Source organism: Streptomyces melanogenes, from assembly GCF_014649795.1.
In the GTDB taxonomy this organism is placed as follows: domain Bacteria; phylum Actinomycetota; class Actinomycetes; order Streptomycetales; family Streptomycetaceae; genus Streptomyces; species Streptomyces noboritoensis.
On the sequence record NZ_BMTS01000009.1, the window covers coordinates 46,735 to 65,769 of the forward strand.

Sequence of the window (19,035 nt, forward strand, 5' to 3'; positions counted from 1 at the left end):
GGTCAGACCCCTTCGCCGTCGGACGCCGAGCGCTCGGCCGTGACGTTCCCGGCCGGGCCCTGGGCCTTCGCCCGGTAGCTCTCGCCCCAGTTCGCGGCGGGCGCCGGGGGCGGCCCGTGGCCGGTGTCCGAGTGCGCGTGGTACTCCACCGATCCCGCCGTCATCTGCATGAACGCCTCTTCGAGCGAGGCCTGCTGGCCGGAGAGCTCGTGCAGCACGATCTGGTGCTGGGCGGCCAGTTCACCCAGCCGCTCGATCCTGCCGTTGTCGACTTCCAGGGCGCCGTCGGCGGTCTGGGTCACGGTGATCCCGTTACGCGCCAGTACGTCGAGCAGGTGTTCCCATTGCGGTGAGCGCAGCCGTACGAAACTCCGCGAATTCTGCCGGATGAAATCCGCCATCGATGTATCGGCGAGCAGTCGGCCCTGGCCGATGACGATCAAATGATCCGCCGTCAGCGCCATTTCGCTCATCAGGTGAGACGAGACGAAGATCGTTCTGCCCTCCGCCGCGAGGGCTTTCATGAGATTGCGGATCCAGTGAATTCCCTCGGGGTCCAGACCATTGACGGGTTCGTCGAACATCAGGATCTCGGGGTCGCCGAGCAGCGCGGAGGCGATTCCGAGCCGCTGGCCCATGCCGAGCGAGAACCCCTTCGACTTCTTCTTCGCCACGGCCGTCAGACCCACCGTGTCCAGCACCTCCGCGACCCGCCGCTCCGGGATCCGGTTCGACTGGGCGAGACACAGCAGGTTGTTGTACGCGCTGCGGCCGCCGTGCATCGACTTGGCGTCCAGGAGCGCGCCGATGTACTTCAGCGGCTCGTCGAGGTCCCGGTAGTGCCGGCCGTCGATGCGCACGCTGCCGCTGGTCGGGTTGTCGAGATCGAGCATCATCCGCATGGTGGTGGACTTGCCGGCGCCGTTGGGTCCCAGGAACCCGGTCACCACACCCGGTCTGACCTGGAACGACAGGTCGTCGACCGCGGTCTTGGAACCGAAGCGCTTGGTGAGACCGGCTAGCTCGATCATGTCGCCACGCTAAAGGCGGACAAAGCCCCCCGCCACCGGAGTGGCGAGGGGCTCTCGACCGTGCGAACGCAGCCCACGGGGGAGGAGCTGCGGTCCCGACGGGACTAGCGGGACTGCTGCGCCGGAACGCCGCGCGAGACGGGCTCGTCGTCGACCGGGGAGCCGGCCGCCGCGACCGCCGCACCCGTCAGGGTGGCCAGCATCTCGCGGACGTTGGTCAGCTGCGCGTTGATCGAGTCGCGGCGGTTGGTGAGCGCCGCCAGCTCGCGCTCGGATTCCGAACGGATGCGGTCGGCCTTGGCGTTGGCGTCCGCCACGATGTCCTCGGCCTGGCGCTGGGCCGTCTCGACCGTCTGACGGGCCCGGCGCTCCGCGTCCGTACGCAGCTTCTCGGCCTCCAGGCGCAGCTGCTCGGCGCGGTGCTCGATCTCGGCGAGACGCTTCTCCGCCTTGGCCTGACGCGAGGCCAGGTCGCGCTCGGACTGCTCGCGGCGCTTGGCGAGGTTCGTCTCGAAGTCGGCCGCCGCCTGCGCGGCCTTGGCGCGGGTCTCCTCGAAGAGGGCGTCCGCTTCCTCGCGCTTGGACTGCGCGTCCTTCTGCGCCTCGGAGCGCAGCGTGGAGGCGTCACCCTTCGCCTTCTCGACGATCCGGACGCCCTCGTCCTCCGCCTTGGCCTTGCGCTCGGCGGCGAACGACTCCGCGTCGTTGCGCACCTGCTGGGCCGCCGACTCGGCCAGCTCGCGGTGCTGTTCGGCAGCGCGGCGGGCCTCCTCGCGCAGGTCCTTCGCCTCTTCCTCGGCGAGACGGAGGATCTTCTCGACCCGGGCACCGAGGCCCGCGTACGACGGCTCCGCGTCGTTCACCTGGGCCTGGGCGTTCTGCGTTTCGAGGTGCAGTTCCTCGATGCGCTTTTCCAGAGAAGTGATCCGTGCCAGAGCGCTGTCACGGTCGGCGACGAGCTTGGTAATGCGGTCGTCCACCTGACCGCGGTCGTAACCACGCCGCACGAGCTCGAAGCCGAAGGGGGAGGAAGTGTCGCTCATGGGGTTCCTGTCGAATGAGACCGGTGAGGTGATAGGGGGAATCCTAGGGGCCCAGGCGGCGTGTCATCGAGCGTATGCCCGTTTGATCTGGAGAATGTCCAGCCTTTTGAGTGGCTAGGCCTCCGAGGACTTGCCACTCGAACGGGTACCCCCGGCAGCCGCACCCGCCTTGGCCGCCTCCTTGCCGCCGGAGGACGGGGCCTCGAAAGATTCCAACGCCTCAAGTACGTCCTGGACACGGGAGATCTCTGCATTGATGTCCGCGCGGCGCCTGACCAGCACGTCCAGCTCGCGCTTGCCCTCGTCGACCGTGCGCCGGGCCTCCGCCGCCGCGTCGTCGCGCAGCTTCGTCGCCTCCCGGATCAGCTCGGCCTTCTTGGTCTCCGCCTCCTTGAGCAGCGCCTCGGCCTTCTTCACGGCCGCGATGCGCACCTTGCTCGCCTCGGAGTTGGCGTCCGAAAGCAGCTCCTTGGCCTTCGCCTCGGCCTGGGTCGTCTGCTCGGTGGCGGCCGTGACCAGCTTGTCGACGCGCTCGCCCGCCGTCTTCATCTGCTCGGCGCTCTCCCGCCGGGCCCGCTCGTGCAGCTCCTCGATCTCCGCCTCGGTCCGCGCGCGCACCTCCTCGGTGCGCTCCCTTATGGCCGTCGCGTCCGCGCGCGCCCCGGCCAGCAGCTCGTCCGCGTCCGTACGGGACTTCTCCACCAGGGAGTTGCCCTCCACGGTCGCCTCGGCGACGATCCGCTCGGCCTCCTTGCGGGCCGCGCCGACCATCGTGTCGGCCTGCTCCTCGGCCAGCGTGGCCGCGAGCAGCGCCTCCTCCTGGGCCTTGGCCATGAGCTGGTCCGCCTGCTCGGCCGCGTCCGCACGGCGCTTGTCGGCGGCCGTGCGCGCCTCGTCGAGCAGCCGGTCGGCCTCCTCGCGGGCCTCGGTACGGATCTTCTCCGCGGCCTCCTCGGTCCGGGCGCGGCTCTTCTCGGCCTCGGCGCGGATCCGCTCGGCGGCCTGCTGGGCCGAGCCCACGGTCTCGGCGGCCTCGGCACGCAGCCGCTCCGCCTCCCCGTTGGCCTCGGTGAGCACCTTCTCGGCCTCGCCGCTCGCCTCCGCGACGAGCTTGTCGGCCTGCTCGGCGGCGTCCGCACGGCGCTTGTCGGCGGCCTTGCGGGCCTCGTCGAGCAGCCGCTCGGACTCCGTACGCGCCTCGGTGAGGATCTGCTCGCCCTGCTCGCGGGCGTCCGCGACCGTCTGCTCGGCCTCGGCGGCCGCGGCGCTCAGGACCGAACTCGCGTCCGCGCGCGCCTCGGTGGTGACCAGCTCCGCGTAGGTGTCGGCCTCGGACGTGGTGCGCTCGGCGTGCGCGGTGGCCTCCGCGAGCAGCCGGTCGTGCTCCGACTGGCCCTCGTCGTGCAGCTGCTGGGCCTCCGCCACCAGACGCTCGGCCGTGGCCGTCGACTCGGCGGCCAGCCGCTCGGCCTCCGCGGTCGCCTCGGTGACCAGGCGGTCGGCCTGGCTCGCGGCGTCGTTGCGGATCCGGTTGGCGTCCTCGCGGGCGTCGGCCCGGGTGCGCGAGGCGTCCTGCTCGGACGAGGCCAGCGCGTCGGAGGCCTCGGTGCGCATCCGCTGCGCGTACTCCGACGCGTCCGAACGGGCCTTCTCCGCCTCGGCGATGGCGTCCGCGACGGTCCGCTCGGCCAGCTCCCTGGCGGCCTCCGAGTCCTCCTGCGCCCGGGTGCGGACGCGCTGGGCGTCCTCGGCGGCGCGCTCGCGCTCGGCGTGCGCGTCGGCGCGGACCCGGTCCGCCTCCTCCTGCGCCTCCGTCTTCGTACGCTCCGCCACGTGCTCGGCCGTCGAGCGCAGCCCGGCGATCTCCTGCTCGGCCTCCTCGCGCAGCCCCGACACCGAGTCCCGCACCTGCTGGGCGGTCTGCTCGGCCGCCGCCACCAGCTCGGTGGCGCGCCGGTCGGCCTCCTCGCCGAGCCGCTGCGCCTCGGCCTGCGCCTCCTCCACCCGCTTGCGGGCGGAGGCGAGCAGCTCCTCGCTCTGCTCGCGGGCCTGCGCCCGCTCCGAATCCGCCTCGGTACGCGCCGAGTCCAGCGTCTCCTCGGCCTCGCGGCGCCGGCGCGCGGCCTCCTCCTGGGCGGCGGCCAGCGCCTCGGCGGCCTCGGCCCCCACCCGCTCGGCGGCGGCCGCGGCCTCCGCGCGCATCCGGTCGGCGGTCTCCTGCGCCTCGGACTTGAGCCGCTCGGCCTCCGCTGCCGCCTCGGACCGCAGCCGTACGGCCGCGCCCTCCGCCTCGGCACGGGCGGTCGAGGCGTCGGCGGCGGCCTCGGTGCGCAGCCGCTCGGCCTCCTGCTCGGCCTGCGCCTGGAGCGTACGGACCCGCTCGGCGGCCTCGGTGCGCAGCCGCTCGGTCTCCTCGGCGGCCTCGCGCCGGATCCGCTCGCTCTCGCCGCGCGCCTCGGTCAGCGCCTGCTCGGCGGAGGCGTGCCGCTGCTCGGCCTCGGTGTGCAGCCGCGTCAACTCGTCGGCGGCGTCGGCCTGGCGGGCGGCGACGGCCCGCTCGGTCTCCTCGCGCAGCGTGGCGGAGGCCTGCTCGGCGGCCGTTCGGACCGCCTCGGCCTGCTCCTCGGCCTCGGCCCGCATCCGCTCGGCCTCGGCCCGGGTGCGCTCCAGTGTCTCCTCGGCCTGCTTGCGCAGCGTCGTGGCGCGCTCCATGGCCTCGGCGCGGACCCGCTCCGACTCGGCCCCGGCCGAGGTGCGCAGCTCCTCCGCGTCGGCCTTCGCCTTGGTCAGCAGCTCCTCGGCGGTCCTGGCCGCCTCCTCGATCTGCTGGACGCCCTCGCGGCGGGCCTCGCCGCGGATGCGCTCGCCCTCGGCGACCGCCTCGGCCCGCAGCTGCTCGGCCTCGCCGCGCAGCCGGCGCGCCTCCTCCTGCAGCTCGACCGTCTTGGCCCGGTACTCCTTGGTGTCGTCCTTGGCCGCGCCCTTGAGCTGGTCGGCCTGCTCCTCGGCCTGCGAGCGCAGCCGGTCCGCCTCGGCGTCGGCCTCGCGGCGGATCCGCTCGGCCTCCTCGGACGCCTTGCGGGTGGTCTCCTGGGCGTCCGCGGACGCCTTGGTGAGCACCTCCTCGGCGGCCCGGGCGGCCTTGGCGAGCTGGGCGGCGGTGTCCTCGGCCGCGCTGGTACGGGCCTTCTCGGCGGCCTCGGAGACCGTCGCCTCGGCCTTGGCGCGCGCGTCGGCGAGCGCCTGCTCGGCCTCCGACTTCAGCGCCTCGGACTCCTTGGTCGCCTCGGCGACGAGCCGGGCGATCTCCGTCTTGGCGGTACGGGTGCGCTGCTCGTTGGCCGACTCGGCGCCGGCGAGCTGCTTGGCCGCCGAGTCCTTCGCCTCGGCCAGCACCTTCTCGGCCTCGGCCCGCGCCTCGCGCAGTGTCGACTCGGCCTCCTGCATCCGCTGCTCGGCGGCCCGGCTCAGCTCGGCCGCCTGCTGGCGCGCCTGGTCGGACTCGGCGGTGGTGGACGAGCGCAGCTGCTCGGCGTGGGAGGTGGCCTCCTGGGCCTGCGTGGAGGCGGCGTTAAGCAGCCGCTCGGCGTCCTTGCGGGCGCGCAGCAGGATCGCTTCGGCTTCCGTACGGGCCGACTCGGCCTCGGAGCCGAGCCGTTGCCGGGTCTCCTCGGCGACCCGGGCGGCCTCCGCGCGGGCGGCGGCCAGCGCCGCCTCGCTCTCGGCGCGCGACTCCTCCAGCAGGCGCCGGGCCTGCGACTCGGTCCGCGCCCGCAGCTGCTCGGCCCACGCCACGTTCTCGTTGACGTGCGACTCGACGGTGGCGCGCCGCTCGGCCAGCTCCTGGTCGAGCCGCTGGCGGCGGTTGACCGCCTCCGCGTGCAGCTCGGCCTGGAGCCGGGCCTGGTGCTCGGCGTGCTCCTGGAGGATGCGCTGGGTCTGTGCACGGGCGTCGCGCAGCTCGCGCTCGGCGTCGTTGCGCAACTGCTCGGCCTGCATCTGCGCGTTGCGCAGCAGCTGTTCGGCCTGGTAGCCGATGTCCGCGGCGTCGTAGGCAGGACGCGTCGCGAGGTTGCGGCGCGCCTCGTGCAGCTTGGCGCGCAGCACCTCGACCTGGTAGCCGAGGTCCTCGGCGTGCTGAACGGCCTTCTCCCGCTCGGTCTTCAGCCGGTCCATCTCGGCCTCGAACCGCGAGAGGTGGTCGTCAGGCCGGTGGCTGTCCTGGCGTTCGTAGCCCCGCACTGCGCGGTCCCATCCGTCCCCTGGTCGCGAACACTGCCCGTACGAGCACCGTCCGACGACGGACGGGCCCCCGGTGAATGGTGTCAGATCGACAAGGGGGCGTGGGTCCCAGGCCCCGACCCGACCCCGGCCCGGAACCGCCCACTGTACCGGCCCCGGAATCCCGGGGTCAGTGCTCCGCCGCCGAGGTGACCAGTTCGGTCAGTACGCCGTGGCAGTCCTTGGGGTGCAGGAAGGTGATCCGGGAGCCCATCGAGCCGATCCGGGGCTCGTCGTAGAGGACCCGGACGCCCTTGCCGCGGATGGCCTCGGCGTCCCCGTCGACGTCGGCGGTGCCGAAGGCGATGTGGTGCACGCCCTCGCCGTTCTTGGCCAGCCACTTCCCGACCGCAGAGTCCTCCCGGGTGGGCTCCAGGAGCTGGAGGTAGGAGGCGCCGCCGTCCGACGTACCGTTGATCTTGAGCATGGCCTCGCGTACGCCCTGCTCCTCGTTGACCTCGGAGTGGAACACCTCGAATCCGTACGTAGCACGATAGAACTCGACGGTCTTGTCGAGGTCGAAACAGGCGATCCCGATGTGGTCGATGCGCGTCAGCATGGGACCAGTGGAGCGCCCCGGGAGGTGGTTACGCAACGTGCGCGCGATCACACCGGCTGCCCGGTGACGCCGCCGGTACCGCTCAGTACATTTCCAGTAAACCCTCGTTCACTTCTCACCTCCCAAGGGGCTGTGCCTCATGTCTGGAACGACCGGTACCACTTCAGTGATCGTCGCGGGCGCCCGGACGCCCATGGGCCGACTGCTCGGCTCCCTCAAGTCCTTCTCGGGCGCGGACCTCGGCGGTGTGGCCATCAAGGCGGCGCTCGACCGGGCGGGCATCGGCGGTGACCAGGTCCAGTACGTGATCATGGGCCAGGTGCTCCAGGCCGGCGCGGGCCAGATCCCGGCCCGCCAGGCCGCCGTCAAGGCCGGCATCCCGATGAACGTGCCGGCGCTCACGATCAACAAGGTCTGCCTCTCGGGCCTGGACGCGATCGCGCTCGCCGACCAGCTGATCCGCGCCGGCGAGTTCGACGTGGTGGTCGCGGGTGGCCAGGAGTCGATGACCAACGCCCCGCACCTGCTGCCGAAGTCCCGCGAGGGCTACAAGTACGGCGCGATCGAGATGCTCGACGCGATGGCGTACGACGGTCTGACCGACGCCTTCGAGAACATCGCGATGGGCGAGTCCACCGAGAAGCACAACACCCGCCTGGGCATCGAGCGCGCCCCGCAGGACGAGTTCGCGGCCGCCTCGCACCAGAAGGCCGCCGCCGCGCAGAAGAACGGGCTGTTCGAGGCCGAGATCACCCCGGTCGAGATCCCGCAGCGCAAGGGCGAGCCGGTGATCTTCGCCAAGGACGAGGGCATCCGCGCGGAGACCACCGTGGAGTCGCTGGGCAAGCTGCGCCCGGCGTTCGCCAAGGACGGCACGATCACGGCGGGCACCTCCTCGCAGATCTCGGACGGCGCGGCCGCGGTCGTGGTCATGTCCAAGGCGAAGGCCGAGGAGCTGGGCCTGGAGTGGATCGCGGAGATCGGCGCGCACGGCAACGTGGCGGGCCCGGACAACTCGCTCCAGTCGCAGCCGTCGAACGCGATCCTGCACGCGCTGGGCAAGGAGGGCATCGGCGTCGACGACCTCGACCTCATCGAGATCAACGAGGCGTTCGCGGCGGTCGCGGTCCAGTCAATGAAGGACCTCGGCGTCTCCCCGGAAAAGGTGAACGTCAACGGCGGCGCGATCGCCCTGGGCCACCCCATCGGCATGTCGGGCGCGCGCGTGGTGCTCCACCTCGCCCTCGAACTCAAGCGCCGGGGCGGCGGTACGGGTGCGGCGGCGCTGTGCGGCGGCGGTGGCCAGGGCGACGCGCTGATCATCAAGGTCCCGGGCAAGTAGGCGCTGTTCCCGCGGTACGTACGCACTGATCACTGGCACCTGACCGAACGGAGCGGCAATGGTGGACGTCCCCGAACTGGTGGCACAGGCGAGGGAGGGCCGGCCGCGGGCCGTGGCCCGGCTGATCTCGCTGGTCGAGGGGGCGTCCCCGCAACTGCGCGAGGTGATGGCGCAGTTGGCTCCGCTGACGGGCGGGGCGTACGTGGTGGGCCTGACGGGTTCACCGGGTGTCGGCAAGTCGACATCGACGTCGGCGCTGGTGACGGCGTACCGGCGGGCGGGGAAGCGGGTCGGGGTCCTCGCCGTCGACCCCTCCTCGCCGTTCTCCGGGGGCGCGCTGCTCGGCGACCGGGTCCGGATGTCGGACCACGCCTCCGACCCCGGGGTCTACATCCGCTCCATGGCCACCCGGGGCCACCTGGGCGGCCTCGCCTGGTCGGCCCCGCAGGCGATCCGGGTCCTGGACGCGGCGGGCTGCGACGTGATCCTGGTGGAGACGGTCGGCGTCGGCCAGTCCGAGGTGGAGATCGCCTCCCAGGCGGACACCTCGGTGGTGCTGCTCGCGCCCGGCATGGGTGACGGCATCCAGGCGGCGAAGGCGGGGATCCTGGAGATCGGCGACGTGTACGTCGTCAACAAGGCGGACCGGGACGGGGCCGATGCCACGGCCCGGGAGCTCAACCACATGCTGGGGCTCGGCGAGGCGCGCGGCCCCGGCGACTGGCGGCCGCCGATCGTCAAGACGGTGGCGGCCCGTTCCGAGGGCATCGACGAGCTGGTCGAGGCGCTGGAGAAGCACCACGCGTGGATGGCGGAGCACGGGGTGCTGGGGGAGCGGCGGCTTGCCCGGGCGGCTCGGGAGGTCGAGACGATCGCGGTCACGGCGCTGCGGGAGCGGATCGGTGACCTGCACGGGGACCGCCGCCTGTCGGCCCTGGCGGGCCGGATCATCGGGGGGGAGCTGGATCCGTACGCGGCGGCGGACGAGCTGGTGGCGGGCCTCACGGGCGAGTAGCCCCTCCGGGGGCAGTGCTCGGCTGCGGACCGTGGTGGGTTGCTCGCGCAGTTCCCCGCGCCCCTAAGAACGCCCCTCCGGGGCGCTCCGGGGATTGCCGCGCAGCGGCATCTTTAGGGGCGCGGGGAACTGCGCGACCAGCCCCCACCGGGCCGCAGACGAACTGACCGGCGTCAGAGCTTCCCGCGGTGGCCGCGCAAATGCTCCGCCACCGGGGTCAGCGAGGCCCGCAGGTCCGACAGCGCCTCGCTCGACAGCAGGTCGATGAAGTGCTTGCGCACCGACGCCACATGGTGCGGTGCCACCTTCTCCATCGTCTCCACCCCCGCCTCGGTCAACACCGCGAACAGCCCCCGCCGATCGGACTCGCAGTTCTCCCGGCGCACCAGCCCCGCGTTCTCCATCCGCGTGATCTGGTGCGAGAGGCGGCTCTTGGACTGAAGGGTCGCGGCGGCGAGGTCGCTCATGCGCAGCCGCTGCCCCTCGGCCTCCGAGAGGTTGACCAGGATCTCGTAGTCGTTGTTGGTCAGGCCGAACGGCTGCAGGTCCTTTTCCATCTGGTGCGTCAGCATCCTGTTGACGTCCAGATAGGTACGCCAGGCGCACTGCTCGCTATCGGTCAGCCAGTTGGTGGCCGTCTCGGTCTCCATATGTGGATTCTACCTAAGAAGTTGAATTCTGAACGAAGCCTGGGAGTGTGACGCCCCGCACGCACCGCGCGCAAGGGTGCGTCAGCCGCCCGGTCCAGGTCGTGGTCAGCGCCTGGCAAGGGTGCACGCGTTCGACGTCACACTCCGCAGACTACCGCTCACAGGCCGAAGCGACGCTGGAGGTCTCCGAGCTGGCCGGGAAGACGCGGTACCGAACCCGCCGCCCCGCCCGCCCCGGCCGGCGCCCCGCCGCCCGGAACACCCGGTTCCGCGGGCACTTGCCCGGTTGTCTGCTCCGCCATCAGTGCCTCGGTGGACTGGAGCAGCACCGTACCGGCGCCCACGAACTCGAACTGGTGCTCCTCGCCGGACGTCCCGCCGAGCCCGGTCAGTGACCGGATTCCGCCCAGTACGCCCGTCATGTAGCCGTGATCGTAGTGATGGCAGGGCGACGGACAGTCGGCCCAGCCGACCAGCGCCTGCGGGTCCACCCGGATCGGCGGCTCCATGAACACCACCGGTCCATTGGACGCCGCCACGAACTTCCCGGTTCCGATCAGCGTCAGGAAACCCGGCACGATCGACTGCTTGAGCGCCAGCGTCGGCTGGTAGGCGAGCAGGTTCCCGGCCCGGATGGTGAGGTTGCCGTCCTCCAGGTCGTAGCTGTTGACATCGAACGCCCGGTCCGCGAGCAGCATCTTGCCGGAGCCGTCCGCGACCACCCAGTCGCTCGCGTGCAGCGGCGAGTGGAAGCTGGTGCGCAGCAGCCGGTCGAGGCGGCCGTGGCCGATGCCGTTGAACTCGATGCGCCCGTAGTAGGCGATCATCTTGCCCTTCTGCAGGAACCACTGGCTCGACTTGAGCTCCACGCAGAAGGTGTACTTGTTGACGTTGTCGTCCGCGGGCAAGGAGTGCGGGTCGAAGATCACCGGGCCGGTCACAGCTTCTCCTCCGAGGCCTGGACGTACACCGCGCCGTTTCCGGACAGTTCGAGCTGGAAGGCCTCTCCCGAGCCCCGGCCCACCATGTCCCGCCAGCCCAGCGCCGTGGACAGCTTGTTGCGTACGTCGCCGTGGTGGGCCACGTACGCCTGCGGGTCCACGTGGACCGGGCGCTGCGGGGTGATCGGCAGCTCGATCACGCCGCCGTGCGCCATCACGGCGACCGCGCCGTGGCCCTTGAGCGTGGTGGTGAACAGGCCCTGGCCGGTCACCTGGCCCCGGACCATGCCCATGACCCCGCCCTGCGAGCCCATGAACATGGTGCCCTGCTGGAGGGTGCCGTCGAAGGCGAGGAGGCGGTCCGCCTCGACGTAGAGGGTGTCCCCGGCGAGGTTGATCACCTGGATGTGGTGGCCGCCGTGGCCGAACATCACGGTGCCGCTGCCTTCGACCGTCATCAGCGGGGTCGCCTCGTTGGCCACCCGCCGGCCGATCATCGACATCAGACCGCCCTGGCCGCCCTGCATGTTGGGCGTGAAGGACACCTCGCCCTTGTACGCGAGCATCGCGCCGCGCTGGCTGAACATCTTCTGGCCGGGGGCCACCGTGGCCTCGACCATCTTGGAGTTGATCTCGCGGAAGGGCATCAGACGTCCCCGCCGATCGTGTTGCGCTCGCTGGGCTGCACGTACACCAGTCCCTCGCCCTCGAAGCGGATCTGGAACGCCTCGCCCGAGCCCTCGCCGAGCAGGGTGCGGAAGGTCACCCCGGACTGGAAGTGCTGCTGGAGGTTGCCCTGGTGGGCGATGTACGCGCCGGGGTCGACCGCCAGCGGGTACTGCGCGGAGACCCGCAGCACCACCGCGGGGCCGTCGGAGACGATCGCCGCCTGGCCGTGGCCCTCGACCGTGGTCGTGAACAGGCCGTTGCCCTGGGTCGCCCCGCGCAGCCCGGTGAAGGTGGTGCCGGTGCGCAGCCCCGCGTCGGTGGCGAGCAGATTGCTCGCCTCGACCCAGAGCTTGTCGCCCTGGAGGGAGACCAGGTTGATCTCGGAGGCCCGGTCCGCGAAGTAGCAGGTGCCGTTGCCCTTCACCTCCATCACGGTCATGGATTCGCCGGTCAGACGGCGGGTCACCATGCCGCGGATGCCCTCACCGCCGCCGGACATCTTCTTGAAGGCCATCTGGCCGTCGTAGGCGACCATCGAGCCGTTCTTCGCCTTGACGGCGTCCCCGGTCATGTCGACGGCCAGCACTTTGCTGCCTTGGAGTCGGAACGTTGCCACGGGCTGACGTTAGCGGCCCGGCACCCACCCGACCAGGCCCCTCGGGAGCCGGTCCGGGCCGGTGGGGACCCCCGCCAAGATCCCGGCGCCGCCGATGTCACAATGGAGAACGTTTGTGCTTGCGTTCACAAGCAACACCCTCCGACCCTCCCACCGAAGGTGCCCCCGTGGACATCAAGACCGCATCCGCCCTCCACCGCCTCCGGCTGGTCTCGGCCCCGGAAGCCGTCTCTTTCCTGCTGCTGCTCGTGTGCTCGGTGCTGAAGCGGACGACCGACGTCAACGCCGTCCCGGTGATGGGCGCGATCCACGGCATCCTCTTCATCCTGTACGTGATCTTCTGGGCCGACGCCTGGAACAAGGCGAAGTGGCCGGTGAAGACCGCCGCCCTGTACTTCGTCCTGTCCGTGCTGCCGTTCGGCGGCTTCGTGGCCGAGCGCAAGCTCAAGCGCCAGGCCGAGGACGCCCTGATCGCCGCCCGCGCCCGCAAGGAAGGCGTGGTCGGAGCGTGATCGTCGCCTTCTCGGTCACCCCGCTGGGCGTCGGCGAGGACGTGGGGGAGTACGTCGCCGACGCCGTCCGCGTCGTCCGCGAGTCGGGGCTCCCCAACCGGACCGACGCCATGTTCACCTCGATCGAGGGCGAGTGGGACGAGGTCATGGACGTCGTCAAGCGGGCCGTCGCCGCCGTCGAGGCCCGCGCCCCGCGCGTCTCGCTGGTCCTGAAGGCGGACGTCCGCCCCGGCGTCACCGACGGGCTGACCTCGAAGGTGGAGACGGTGGAGCGGCACCTGTCGGCCTGAGCCCCGACCACCGCCCGAGCCCCCGGCCGCCCCGCGCGGCGGCGGGGGCTCTTCCATGTCGTGGTGCCCGGCAAACCGCTCGTACGGGAACCGCTCACTCGGAGTACTCCAGTCGACACGCCGAAGAATCTCCACTTTTGTGGTGATATCTACCTGGCTCGATCAGCTGGAGGGCACAGTGCGGTCGGAGAGTCCGTCGGAGCAGTACGACTACGAGACCCACAGCCGGCTCGCCGGACCGCTCACGGAACCGGACAGGGCGGCCTACCGGGTGCGGTACCGAAGTCTCCTCTCCAGCGAACCCCGCCGAATACGCGCCGTGCTCCTGATGACGCTGGCGCCCGTGCTCACCGCGGTCCTCCTCGTCTACCTCGTCTGGCCCACCCACTGGGTGGAGCGCGAGGGCGGCGACGAGTGGCTGGTCGGCCTGGACATCGCGATGCTCGTCGCGATCGGCCTGATCGAGCTCTTCATGGTCGTCAACGTGGTCTCCATCGCCCACGCCACGATGGTCGCCCGGGACCCCATACCCGTGTACCCGGAGCCCGGCACCCGGGTCGCCTTCCTCACCACCTGGGTCCCCGGCAAGGAGCCCATGGCCATGGTCCGAGCCACCCTGGAGGGCGCGGTCCGCCTGCACCACCCCGGCCCCCTCGACGTCTGGCTCCTGGACGAGGGCGACGACGAACGGGCCAAGGCGCTCTGCGAGGAGCTGGGGGTGCGCCACTTCACCCGCAAGGGCGTCCCCGAGTGGAACCGCAAGAAGGGCCCGCACAAGGCCCGTACCAAACACGGCAACTACAACGCCTGGCTCGCCATGCACGGCGCCGGCTACGACTTCTTCGCCTCCGTCGACACCGACCACGTGCCGCTCCCCAACTTCCTGGAGCGGATGATGGGCTACTTCCGCGACCCCGACGTCGCGTTCGTGGTCGGCCCGCAGGTCTACGGGAACTACGACTCGCCCGTCACCAAGGCCGCCGAGTCCCAGCAGTTCCTCTTCCACGCGCTGATCCAGCGGGCCGGCAACCGCTACCGCGCCCCGATGTTCGTCGGCACCAACAACATCGTCCGGATCACCGCACTGCGCCAGGTCGGCGGGCTCTACGACTCGATCACCGAGGACATGGCCACCGGCTTCGAGCTGCACCGCCGCAAGAACCCGCGGACCGGCCACTTCTGGCGGTCGGTCTACACCCCGGACGTGCTGGCCGTCGGCGAGGGCCCGGAGTCCTGGACCGACTTCTTCACCCAGCAGACGCGCTGGTCGCGCGGTACGTACGAAACGCTGCTCAAGCAGTACTGGAAGGCGCTGTTCCGGGTCCCGCCCGGGCGGCTCCTCTCGTACACCCTCATGCTCGTCTACTACCCGATGACCGCCGTCAACTGGCTGCTCGGCATCGTCAGCTGCGTCCTGTTCCTCTGGTTCGGCGCCTCCGGCACCCAGGTCTCCGCCTCCGTCTGGCTGATGCTCTACAGCGACGCCGCCGCCCTCCAGATCGGGCTCTACCTCTGGAACCGCCGCCACAACGTCTCGCCCCACGAACCCGAGGGCTCCGGCGGCCTCGCCGGAATGGGGATGTCCGCGCTCTCCGCGCCCATCTACCTCAAGTCGCTCGCCTCGGCGGTGCTGCGCACCCGCGGCCGGTTCGTCGTCACCCCCAAGGGCGGCGAGGCCAGCCCCGACCGGCTGTGGACCTTCCGCATCCACCTCTTCTGGGCCGCCGTGCTCGTCGCGTCCCTCGCCGCCTCGGTCCACTACGGCCACACCCACGTGGCGATGCGCACCTGGGCGGTCCTCGCCCTCGCCATCGCGCTCGCCCCCGTCGCCGTCTGGTCCTGGACCGCCCGGCGCGAGCGCGCGGCCGCCCGGCGGCGGGCCCTGGCCCCCGCCGCCGAGGCCGAGGGGGCGGAGGCCGCCCTGGCCACCACCACACCGGCTGCCACGACGACCGGAGGGAACTGACCCATGGCCTACCGGCCCTCCAAGAGCACCAAGAAGACGCTCCTCGGCGGCGGCGCGGTCCTGCTGCTCGCCGGGCTCAACGCCCCGGCCGCGCTCTCCTTCGCCGAGGAGCAGTACCACGCGTACCAGATCCGCCGGCCCGAATACATGCGCAAGTACGGCGCCTGGGACACCGTCGACATCCCCGCCAAGTACCGTACGAACGCGATCCACGCGGCCCTGCTGCACACCGGCAAGGTCCTGATCATCGCCGGGTCCGGCAACAAGCAGGAGAAGTTCGACGCGGGCTCCTTCGACACCGTGCTGTGGAACCCGAAGGACAACACCTTCAAGAAGATCCCCACCCCCGAGGACTTCTTCTGCTCCGGCCACGCCCAGCTCCCCGACGGCCGCCTCCTGGTGGCCGGCGGCACCGCCCGCTACGAGGTCCTGGACGCCCAGGTCAAGCGGGCCGGCGGCGGGATGCGGGTCAAGAACGAGAACCCGGACAAGCCCGTCACCATCAAGAAGGGCACCAAGTTCCGCTCCCCGTCCGGCGTCGAGTACGTCTCCAAGTTCGACGTCACCGTCCCCCGGGCCAAGCGCGAGTTCGTGGTCAGCTACTACGCGACCGGCCAGATGAAGCCGTGGAAGACCAAGGTCACCGCCGCCGAGGCCCGGGTCTTCGTGGAAGCCACCGCCGAGGGCCCGAAGGCCGTGGCCACCGACCAGGCCCAGTACGAGATCGAGGGCCTCAAGGGCGAGGACGCCGACAACACGTACGGCCTCGCCGAGAAGATCACCATGGACAAGCAGGACTTCCAGGGCATCCGGGCGGCCTACGAGTTCGACCCCAAGGCGGAGAAGTACATCCCCGTCGCCCCCATGCGGGAGGCCCGCTGGTACCCGACGCTCACTACCCTCCAGGACGGCAGGGTCCTCGCCGTCTCCGGGCTCGACGACGTGGGCGTGATCCTCGCGGGCGACAACGAGATCTACGACCCCAAGACCAAGAAGTGGGGCAAGGGGCCCTTCCGGTACTTCCCCACGTACCCCTCGCTCTTCCTCACCAAGAGCGGCAAGCTCTTCTACTCCGGCGCCAACGCGGGCTACGGGCCCGCCGACAAGGGCCGCGAGCCCGGGCTCTGGGACATCTCCACCAACACCTTCACCAAGGTCGACGGCCTCGGCGACGGCGACCAGCTGGAGACCGCCAGCTCACTGCTGCTCCCGCCGGCCCAGGACCAGCGGTTCATGCTGCTCGGCGGCGGCGGGGTCGGCGAGTCCAAGAAGTCCACGCCCCGCACCGCCCTGATCGACCTCAAGCAGGACAGCCCCGCCTTCAAGACCGGGCCCGCGCTCCCGCAGGGCACCCGCTACCTCAACAGCGTGATCCTGCCCGACGACTCCGTCTTCACCAGCGGCGGCTCCGAGGACTACCGGGGTCGCGGCGCCAGCAACATCCTCAAGGCCCAGTTCTACGACCCCGCCGCCAACGTCTTCCGCGAGGCCGCCGACCCCACGGTCGGGCGCAACTACCACTCCGAGGCGCTGCTGCTGCCCGACGGCCGGGTCGCCACCTTCGGCTCCGACTCGCTCTTCGGCGACAAGGACAACACCAAGCTCGGCAAGTTCGAGCAGCGCATGGAGATCTACACCCCGCCCTACCTCTACCGCGACAAGGACCAGCGCCCCGCCCTCGGCGACGGCCCGCAGGCGGTCGGCCAGGACCGCCGGGCCACCTTCCCCACCGCGCACCCCGAGCGGATCGCCAAGGCCCGGCTGATGCGGCCCAGCGCCGTCACCCACACCACGGACGTCGAGCAGCGCTCGATCGACGTGCGCCTGACCAAGGACAAGAAGACGGTGACGGTCGAGGTCCCGCGCGACAAGGCGCTGGTCCCGCCCGGCTGGTACATGCTCTTCGTCACGGACGCCCAGGGCACGCCGTCCGAGGCGAAGTGGCTGCTGATCGACTGACCGCCCGGCCCGCCGAGGCCGATCAGGCGGTCGAGCGGCGGGCCAGGCCGAGCGCGTACTCCGGCCACCAGGCGCCCGCCGCCGGCCCGCCCCGGCAGGTCCCGTCCGAGTCGCCGGGCCGCTTGATCCACAGGTAGGCGTCGAGCAGCGGGTCCCCGGTGCTGGCGGTCGGGGCCGTGCCGAGCGCCCGGCCGGGCGGGTTGCACCAGGCCTGGCCGGGGTCGTCGAGCAGCGGCCCGGCCCCGTTGCGGCTGGTGTCGATCACGAAGTGCTTGCCGCCGAGCCCCTGCGAGACCTTGGCGCCGTACGCCCGTACGGCCTCGTCGGTCTGGAAGTTGGAGACGTTCAGCGCGAACCCGTCGGCGCGGGCCACCCCGGCGCGGGTCAGCGGGGCCACCAGCTTGGCCGGGTCGGGGATCCACGCCGGGTTGCCCGCGTCCAGGTAGACCTTGGTGTTCGGCAGCTTCTTGAAGTGGTCCACCGCCTCGTTGAGCAGCTGGTAGCGCTCGTCCCAGTGCTCGGGGGTGGTGCAGCCGTCGACCATGTGGGCCACCGCGTCCGGCTCCAGGACCACGATCGCCTTGGCGTCCCCGATCGCCTCGGCGAACATGCCGAACCAGGTGCGGTACGCGGTCGTGTCCGCGGCCCCGCCCGCCGACAGCCCGCCGCAGTCGCGGTGCGGGATGTTGTACGCCACCAGCAGGATCGTGCGCTGGTCCTTGGCCGCGCCCGCCACCGCCCGGCGGATCCCCGGCCCCGGGTTGTCCCACGCCGGCCAGTCCGCCATCGGCCGGTCCGCGATCCGCCGCAGCGCCTCGGCGTCGGCGGTACGCCCCTGCGCCTCCCAGATCTTGATCTGCTTGGCCGCGTTGCTGTCCGGGTCGACCCAGAAGGGCCCGCCGGGCGCCGGTTCGGCGCCCTCGCCCGTGGAGTGGCGCTGGGCGGAGGTGGTGCCCGGATCCGGGTCGGGGGAGCCGGAGCAGCCGACCGCCAGGGTGAGCAGGGCGGCGGCGAGGAGGGTGCGGCGCCGGGCGTTTCTGTGCCGGGACATACGGCTCCCTGGGGTCACAGGCGTACACAGGACGCGAACAATCGTGACATATCGGTCACTCTCCGCAATGGAGCGCCACGGGCCGAAGTGTGAGACGGGGCTGACCGGCATATGACCAGTCGGTAAGGTCGGTGCGTGCCGAAGCCGCTCAGCCTCCCGTTCGACCCCATCGCCCGCGCCGACGAACTCTGGCAGCAGCGCTGGGGGCCGGTCCCCTCCATGGGGGCGATCACCTCGATCATGCGCGCGCACCAGATCCTGCTCGCCGAGGTCGACGCGGTCGTCAAGCCGTACGGGCTGACCTTCGCGCGGTACGAGGCGCTGGTGCTGCTCACCTTCTCCAAGGCGGGTGAGCTGCCGATGTCCAAGATCGGCGAGCGGCTGATGGTCCACCCCACGTCGGTGACGAACACCGTGGACCGCCTGGTGCGGTCGGGGCTCGTCGACAAGCGGCCCAACCCGAACGACGGGCGGGGCACGCTGGCGTCCATCACGGACAAGGGGCGCGAGGTCGTCGAGAACGCGACGCGGGATCTGATGGAGATGGACTTCGGGCTGGGGGCGTACGACGCGGAGGAGTGCGGCGAGATCTTCGCGTTGTTGCGCCCGCTGCGCGTTGCCGCGAACGATTTCGAGGACGAGTAGAGCTCGGGCCTTGCTGTGATGTGCCGGGTGCGGGTTGTGGTGGGCAGTTCCCCGCGCCCCTGGCTGGATGGGGCCCGGCCAAGATCGTGCTGTGCGGGCCGTTAGTCTCGTAGGCATGAAAAAGAGCGTGTTGACCCGCTACCGCGTCATGGCCTACGTCACCGGTGTCCTCCTCGTCCTGCTCACGCTCGGCGTGATCGCCAAGTACCTGCTGGACATGGACGGCGCGGCCGACTTCACCAAGATCGTGGGCATCGCGCACGGCTGGCTGTACGTCCTGTACCTCGTCTGCGCCTTCGACCTCGGGTCCAAGGCGAAGTGGCCGGTCGGCAAGCAGCTCTGGGTGCTCATCGCGGGCACGATTCCCACCGCCGCCTTCTTCGTCGAGCGCAAGGTCTCCCGCGAGGTAGAGGCCCTGGTCACGGACCCGGCGCCGGTCGCGGCCCAGGCGTAACCCCACCGCCC

The 19,035-nt window shown here is 71.2% G+C and carries 17 protein-coding genes; 8 read left to right on the forward strand and 9 right to left on the reverse strand.

Annotated elements, in window-relative coordinates:
- Positions 1-2: 2 nt before the first annotated feature.
- From IE252_RS20395 to mce, 4 genes are all read right to left on the reverse strand, one after another.
- Positions 3-1,031 (reverse strand): ABC transporter ATP-binding protein, encoded by a 1,029-nt coding sequence (locus IE252_RS20395; protein WP_190090889.1) that lies wholly within the window; start codon positions 1,029-1,031, stop codon positions 3-5.
- 104 nt (positions 1,032-1,135) lie between these two features.
- Positions 1,136-2,074: a coiled-coil domain-containing protein gene (locus tag IE252_RS20400; protein ID WP_101390172.1), complete on the reverse strand. Its 939-nt coding sequence runs from the start codon at positions 2,072-2,074 to the stop codon at positions 1,136-1,138.
- Positions 2,075-2,188: 114 nt separating this feature from the next.
- Positions 2,189-6,316, reverse strand: coding sequence for a polarized growth protein Scy (gene scy, locus IE252_RS20405; RefSeq protein ID WP_190090890.1), 4,128 nt, complete (start codon positions 6,314-6,316; stop codon positions 2,189-2,191).
- Positions 6,317-6,485: 169 nt separating this feature from the next.
- Positions 6,486-6,914: a methylmalonyl-CoA epimerase gene (mce, locus tag IE252_RS20410; RefSeq protein ID WP_101390174.1), complete on the reverse strand. Its 429-nt coding sequence runs from the start codon at positions 6,912-6,914 to the stop codon at positions 6,486-6,488.
- Between the two features lie 139 nt (positions 6,915-7,053).
- Between mce and IE252_RS20415 the strand changes: the two genes are divergently transcribed.
- Both IE252_RS20415 and meaB read left to right on the forward strand, forming a co-directional pair.
- Positions 7,054-8,256 carry an acetyl-CoA C-acetyltransferase gene (locus IE252_RS20415; protein WP_190090891.1) on the forward strand — a complete coding sequence of 401 codons (1,203 nt, stop codon included), beginning with the start codon at positions 7,054-7,056 and terminating at the stop codon, positions 8,254-8,256.
- Between the two features lie 58 nt (positions 8,257-8,314).
- Entirely contained in the window at positions 8,315-9,271 is a 957-nt protein-coding gene (meaB, locus tag IE252_RS20420; RefSeq protein WP_190090892.1) for a methylmalonyl Co-A mutase-associated GTPase MeaB, read from the forward strand.
- A 173-nt stretch (positions 9,272-9,444) separates the two neighbouring features.
- On the opposite strand, the gene IE252_RS20425 is transcribed toward meaB, so the two are convergent.
- The 4 genes from IE252_RS20425 to IE252_RS20440 all read right to left on the reverse strand — a co-directional run bounded on the left by IE252_RS20425 (position 9,445) and on the right by IE252_RS20440 (position 12,147).
- A complete protein-coding gene (locus IE252_RS20425; RefSeq protein WP_190090893.1) occupies positions 9,445-9,921 on the reverse strand; it encodes a MarR family winged helix-turn-helix transcriptional regulator in 477 nt (158 codons plus the stop codon).
- Positions 9,922-10,079: 158 nt separating this feature from the next.
- Positions 10,080-10,862, reverse strand: a complete 783-nt coding sequence (locus IE252_RS20430) for an AIM24 family protein (protein WP_190090894.1) — start codon at positions 10,860-10,862, stop codon at positions 10,080-10,082.
- Positions 10,859-11,509, reverse strand: coding sequence for an AIM24 family protein (locus IE252_RS20435; protein WP_067163995.1), 651 nt, complete (start codon positions 11,507-11,509; stop codon positions 10,859-10,861). Before IE252_RS20435 ends, IE252_RS20430 begins: the two co-directional genes overlap by 4 nt.
- The gene (locus IE252_RS20440) at positions 11,509-12,147 is read right to left on the reverse strand and encodes an AIM24 family protein (protein ID WP_101390180.1); all 639 of its coding nucleotides are present in this window, start codon (positions 12,145-12,147) and stop codon (positions 11,509-11,511) included. Before IE252_RS20440 ends, IE252_RS20435 begins: the two co-directional genes overlap by 1 nt.
- A gap of 167 nt (positions 12,148-12,314) precedes the next feature.
- On the opposite strand from IE252_RS20440, the gene IE252_RS20445 reads away from it, so the two are divergent.
- From IE252_RS20445 to glxA, 4 genes are all read left to right on the forward strand, one after another.
- A complete protein-coding gene (locus IE252_RS20445) occupies positions 12,315-12,659 on the forward strand; it encodes a DUF3817 domain-containing protein (RefSeq protein ID WP_190090895.1) in 345 nt (114 codons plus the stop codon).
- Complete coding sequence (locus IE252_RS20450) at positions 12,656-12,949, forward strand: MTH1187 family thiamine-binding protein (RefSeq protein WP_190090896.1); 294 nt, start codon at positions 12,656-12,658, stop codon at positions 12,947-12,949. The genes IE252_RS20445 and IE252_RS20450 overlap by 4 nt, the downstream gene beginning before the upstream one ends.
- Positions 12,950-13,115: 166 nt before the next feature.
- Positions 13,116-14,915: a glycosyltransferase family 2 protein gene (locus IE252_RS20455; protein ID WP_229848679.1), complete on the forward strand. Its 1,800-nt coding sequence runs from the start codon at positions 13,116-13,118 to the stop codon at positions 14,913-14,915.
- Between the two features lie 3 nt (positions 14,916-14,918).
- A complete protein-coding gene (gene glxA, locus IE252_RS20460) occupies positions 14,919-16,874 on the forward strand; it encodes a radical copper oxidase GlxA (protein ID WP_190090898.1) in 1,956 nt (651 codons plus the stop codon).
- A 22-nt stretch (positions 16,875-16,896) separates the two neighbouring features.
- Here glxA and IE252_RS20465 read toward each other — a convergent pair whose 3' ends face one another.
- Positions 16,897-17,925, reverse strand: coding sequence for a glycoside hydrolase family 6 protein (locus IE252_RS20465; protein ID WP_190090899.1), 1,029 nt, complete (start codon positions 17,923-17,925; stop codon positions 16,897-16,899).
- Positions 17,926-18,060: 135 nt separating this feature from the next.
- Between IE252_RS20465 and IE252_RS20470 the strand changes: the two genes are divergently transcribed.
- Together IE252_RS20470 and IE252_RS20475 are read left to right on the forward strand one after the other, a co-directional pair.
- Entirely contained in the window at positions 18,061-18,570 is a 510-nt protein-coding gene (locus tag IE252_RS20470; RefSeq protein WP_190090900.1) for a MarR family winged helix-turn-helix transcriptional regulator, read from the forward strand.
- 115 nt (positions 18,571-18,685) lie between these two features.
- The gene (locus tag IE252_RS20475) at positions 18,686-19,024 is read left to right on the forward strand and encodes a DUF3817 domain-containing protein (RefSeq protein ID WP_190090901.1); all 339 of its coding nucleotides are present in this window, start codon (positions 18,686-18,688) and stop codon (positions 19,022-19,024) included.
- Positions 19,025-19,035 lie beyond the last annotated feature (11 nt).